The 821-nt window shown below is 34.1% G+C and carries 1 protein-coding gene; it reads right to left on the reverse strand.

Features of this window, described 5'->3' with window-relative positions; translation table 11 throughout:
* A partial coding sequence (locus tag BN349_RS22885; RefSeq protein ID WP_019244604.1) for an IS3 family transposase occupies positions 1-821 on the reverse strand: 821 nt, incomplete at both ends.

Genomic DNA, 821 nt, shown 5'->3' on the forward strand with positions numbered 1-821 from the left:
GTTATACCAGCCTTCGATATATTGAAAGATTGCTAGTTTTGCTTCTTCAAACGTTACATACTTTGTTTGGTAAACTTCTTCTTTCTTTAAAGAAGCGTGAAAAGATTCAATGCAAGCATTATCATAAGGACAGCCTTTTCGACTAAAAGAGGGCTTTATATTACGTTTTACGAGTAAAGCTTGAAATTCTTGGCTTGTATATTGCGATCCCAAGTCCGTATGCAAAATGAGTTCTTTTGATGGTCTTTGAATAGAGAAAGCGTTTTCTAATGCCTCTACTACAATATCTGTTGTCATTTTTCGTGAAAATGAATATCCAATCACTTTTTTAGAATGCAAATCTAATACGGAAGCTAAGTAACACCAACCTTCACGTAAAACGTGAATATACGTAATATCAGCGACCCACTTTTCATTAATTGTCGTGGTGCCAAAATCTTGTTCTAATAGGTTTTCTCTTTCTTCGATTTTATCTTTATTATGCGTATAGGGACGATATTTGGTTTGAATGGTTGAGAAAATCCCTGCTTGACGCATCAATCGCTGAACACGTTTTATACTTGGTTCAAACCCTTTCGTTAGTAAAGTTTGATGTATTTTAGGTGCACCATATCGTCCTTTGCTTTCCGTATGAATTTGTCTAATTTGATTGGTTAATTCTTTATTTTCAAGTGATCGCTTCGATTCTACTTTGTGATGAGATTGATAGAATGAACTTCTAGCAATGCCTAACACTTCACAAAGTGTTTTAACAGGATGGACTTCCTTTTGAACATCAATGAACTTAATTAAATCTGTATCGCTTATTTTTTCGCAAATAT

It is taken from the genome of Bacillus sp. AP8 (assembly GCF_000321185.1).
Taxonomy (GTDB): Bacteria; Bacillota; Bacilli; order Bacillales; family DSM-1321; genus Bacillus_AD; species Bacillus_AD massilioanorexius.